Genomic DNA, 4,047 nt, shown 5'->3' on the forward strand with positions numbered 1-4,047 from the left:
GCGTGTGAGCTCAGCGGTATTGACGCCCATGACGATACAAGCATCGACATTATCAAAGGGCGCAGCACCAATAATGACTTGCTGTGCACCCGCTGCTATATGCAACTGCGCCTGCTCGTAAGAGCGAAAATGCCCCGTACACTCTAATACCACATCGATACCAAGCGTGTGCCATGGCAGGTTTTTTGGGTCAGCTTCTGAGAGCATTTTGATGCAGTAGGTCAGGTTGTTCTTAGTCAAACACAGCTGAGTATTGTTGTTATCGTCTAAAACCTCCGCACTGACGCCAAGTCGGCTTAAGCGGCCATGAGTACTATCGAATTTTAATAGATGCAATAAAATATCAGCCGATGCCAAATCATTAATCGCCACCACATGGATAGCGCGTCCCAACACCTCAAAGCGCTCTAACAAGGCACGCAGTACATTACGCCCAATACGGCCAAAGCCGTTAATCGCAATCCTTAGCGGCTGCGTATGCTCGCCTGTCGCATGCGTAAACGCCACTCTAGGTTCGGCGTTCAATTGGTAAGTTGCGCTAGAAAAATCAGGTATAACGTCAGACATAAAAGGGTATCGCTATAAAGAGATATAAAAAGAGTGGCGCGCTACATTAAATATTATCAGCATAATGACGGTCTATGTTTAGAGACTTTTTCTCACTGATTGGATGCTATGGCGTAATAAAAATCAATGCCAAACGAATGGTGTTGTAATCAACCGCTTGTTTTAGATGCTCAAAAATTGGACGTAGCTTAACACTGCCATCATCGTTAAAGTCATTAGGGTTATTGGCGACCTTAATGGCCACATAAGCGTTGCCAACCGCCGTCATCACTTCATCGTCTGGGCGCAGATGATCACAAGCCAAACTTGGATCTTGCGATTTTAATTCTGCAATATGGCGCATGATGGTCGATTGTGACAGCTGCCGCGCTTGTGAAATCTCGGCAATCGATAAGCTCTCTTCTAATAAAATACGAGTCGCCAGCAAGGTACTGTCCGATTTATCAGAAACTTGATTGCCAAGTTTCTGTTTTTTCTCTATCTGCGCTTGCTGTTGCTCGCGGCGTTTTTTCTGCAAATTGGCATACGCTTCAATCACTGACTTACTAAGCGTGCCGCCTGATTTTAGAATAAATTTCTCATGCGCCTGCGTCATGCTTTCTTCATCGAGCATGGCATAATTGGCATCCGCTTCCTCTGACAGTGCCAAAAAGCGTTTATCGGCGCCGCGTGCCAGCGGATCAAGCTGCAAGCTCATGTCATTCATACCGAGCAATTGCAAACCTGCCAGCGACTTTAAGCGTGACAATGCCACATAACCTTGTCCAAGCTCAAAGGTGCGCGATAAATCAATCTCGGCCGCCTCAAGGGTCATGCCTTGCGACTTATGGATGGTAATGGCCCAAGCCAAACACAGCGGCACTTGTAAGTAGCTTGCCAGCACGTCGCCGGTTTCATCTTCGATAATCCATTCTTCAGGCTCAGCAATGACTTCACGGCCAGAGTTTAACCGCACTACCGGCATTTTTTGCGTGGTTGGCTTTTTATCTTTTGGCGGCTTTTTATCACCGTCTTTATCTTTGGTAGTCTGTTGGCCTTTGTCTTTTACACTCTTATCAGTAGCGCTTTCAGCATTTTTCGTATTGTCTTCAATTAAATCATCGCTCGTATCTTTACTATCGTCAATTTTTACCGCAGCAAAACCCATCAGCTCGCCCATCGTACCGTTAGAGACGCCAAGCTCACTATTGTTTTTGATAAACATCACCTTGGCCCCGACCTTTAATACCAAATCGTCTTGGGTGCGTACCGTTTTTTTGAGGGTCTCAACCAATTTACTGTCGCCAGTCGAGGTGGCTTCAAAGCGCATCATCTCCCCATCTAAGGCGGCCAGCTCTTTATCATTGATTTTATTGACGTTCAGATTATGGGTATAAAGACGGGTACGCTTAATATCAACGTCTTGATCAAAGGTCGCCTCTAAGGCAGCAATGGCTTCAAAGGTCACTTCTTGACGGCGGATTTGATTGAGGATATCGTCTAAATCAAGGCCACCATTTGCTGCTTCGCTCACTTGTCGATGTTGCTCAGATAGATAGCAAATATGAAATTTGGCATCGAGCCACGCTTCACTCATAAAAGCAAACTTTTCACGGTTGGTCTCGCCTTTACTCCCAATCGGTGGCAGCTGGAAAAAGTCCCCAGCGACGACAACCTGAATACCGCCAAAAGCTTTGTCGTTTTTACGCACATACTTTAAAACTTGACTGACCAAATTCAGCTGTTTGGCATGCAACATCGATATCTCATCAATGATAAGTACCGCCGTGTCTTTTAATCTATCGGCCAAAAACTGTTTACGGGATAAATTGGCCAAATCGCGGTCCGACAACTCATCTTTAATCCCAATGCCCGACCAACTATGAATGGTGGTGCCGTTCATATGGGTAGCAGCAATGCCCGTACTCGCGGTCACAGCGACAGGGACACGGCGTGCGCGTAGATAATCGATATATTGGTTGAGCGTATAGGTCTTACCTGAACCTGCTGAGCCAGTCAAAAATACATTTTGACCCGTTTTTAAAATATCAAGAGCAGAAGATTGACGCATATATCTAAACCAATTAAATAAATAGTAATAAGAAAAAGAGCATAAAAAAATAGCTGCCATGATTATAACAGCTGCACCAGCTTTGCGAACCTTTTTAACCGTTAAGCTGCTAATAACTTAAAGTTATACGATACAAAATATATCATTATAAAAAGTCATTATCGCTCTGTCGAAAAGCTCAGTAGGATAGAAAGATAACTTGGTCAGGAAGGCCAGGTCATTATGTTTACACCACCATAATACCCAACAAGGAATCGTTCATGTTATACGCTTATCCCAATACTGAAAACAGTCCCGTCCAATTCCGCGAAAAATACGACAACTTTATCAATGGTGAATGGGTCGCGCCAGTCGATGGCGAATACTTCGATAACCCAAGCCCAATCGATGGCAAAATCATTTGCCAAGTAGCGCGCTCAAAAGAAGCCGATATCGAAAAAGCCTTAGACGCCGCCCATGCTGCCAAGGATGCTTGGGGTAAAACCAGTGTCACTGAGCGCGCCAATCTACTCCTAAAAATCGCTGATAAAATGGAAGCCAATCTAGAGGCTATCGCCATTGCTGAATGCTATGAAAATGGCAAGCCTGTGCGTGAGACTTTAATGGCAGACATTCCATTGGCTATTGACCAATTCCGCTATTTTGCCAGTGCTATTCGCGCGCAAGAAGGCGGCATCAGTCAAATCGATGAAGACACCGTTGCTTATCATTTTCATGAGCCGCTTGGCGTCGTCGGACAAATTATTCCGTGGAACTTCCCGATTTTAATGGCGGTATGGAAAATTGCCCCAGCGCTCGCTACTGGTAACTGCATCGTGATGAAGCCTGCTGAGCAGACGCCTGCTTCTATTTTATTTATGTTAGAAACCATCGGTATCGCTGATTTATTACCAAAAGGCGTGCTCAATATCGTCAATGGTTTTGGCGTTGAAGCCGGTAAACCACTGGCCTCGAACCCGCGTATCAACAAAGTCGCCTTTACTGGTGAGACTACCACTGGTCGCCTTATCATGCAGTACGCCAGTGAAAACATCATTCCTGTGACCCTTGAGCTTGGCGGTAAAAGTCCAAACATTTTCTTTGCCGATATCATGGATGAAGACGATGACTTCTTGGATAAAGCGGTCGAAGGTTTGGTCATGTTTGCCTTAAACCAAGGTGAGGTTTGTACCTGTCCATCGCGTGCGCTGGTTCATGAGAGTATTTATGATGAATTTATCAAACGCTGTATCGAGCGTGTCGAAGCCATCAAAATGGGCAATCCACTAGACACTGACACCATGATTGGTGCACAAGCCAGCTCAGACCAATTAGAAAAAATCTTATCTTATCTGGATATCGGTAAAAAAGAAGGTGCAAAAGTCTTGGTTGGCGGCGAGCAAGCCAAACACGATGGCGAGCTTGGCGATGGCTATTATGTGAAACCGACC

Annotated in this window: 3 protein-coding genes; 1 reads left to right on the forward strand and 2 read right to left on the reverse strand. The window is 45.3% G+C overall.

The genetic code is table 11. The features are described 5' to 3' along the window. Together V7D75_RS08275 and V7D75_RS08280 are read right to left on the reverse strand one after the other, a co-directional pair. Positions 1-555, reverse strand: a 555-nt coding sequence (locus V7D75_RS08275) for a glyceraldehyde 3-phosphate dehydrogenase NAD-binding domain-containing protein (protein ID WP_333614202.1), incomplete at its 3' end; no start/stop codon positions are given. A 118-nt stretch (positions 556-673) separates the two neighbouring features. Beyond that, positions 674-2,617 carry an AAA family ATPase gene (locus V7D75_RS08280; RefSeq protein WP_333614181.1) on the reverse strand — a complete coding sequence of 648 codons (1,944 nt, stop codon included), beginning with the start codon at positions 2,615-2,617 and terminating at the stop codon, positions 674-676. Between the two features lie 260 nt (positions 2,618-2,877). Between V7D75_RS08280 and V7D75_RS08285 the strand changes: the two genes are divergently transcribed. Then, positions 2,878-4,047: aldehyde dehydrogenase family protein (locus V7D75_RS08285; RefSeq protein WP_333614182.1), on the forward strand; the 1,170-nt coding region annotated here is incomplete at its 3' end.

It is taken from the genome of Psychrobacter sp. (assembly GCF_036731945.1).
GTDB lineage: Bacteria > Pseudomonadota > Gammaproteobacteria > Pseudomonadales > Moraxellaceae > Psychrobacter.

Bases quoted from the DNA above. Each gene is read 5' to 3' on its own strand.
- V7D75_RS08280 (WP_333614181.1), bottom strand. From the start codon at position 2,617: ATGCGTCAATCTTCTGCTCTTGATATTTTAAAAACGGGTCAAAATGTA.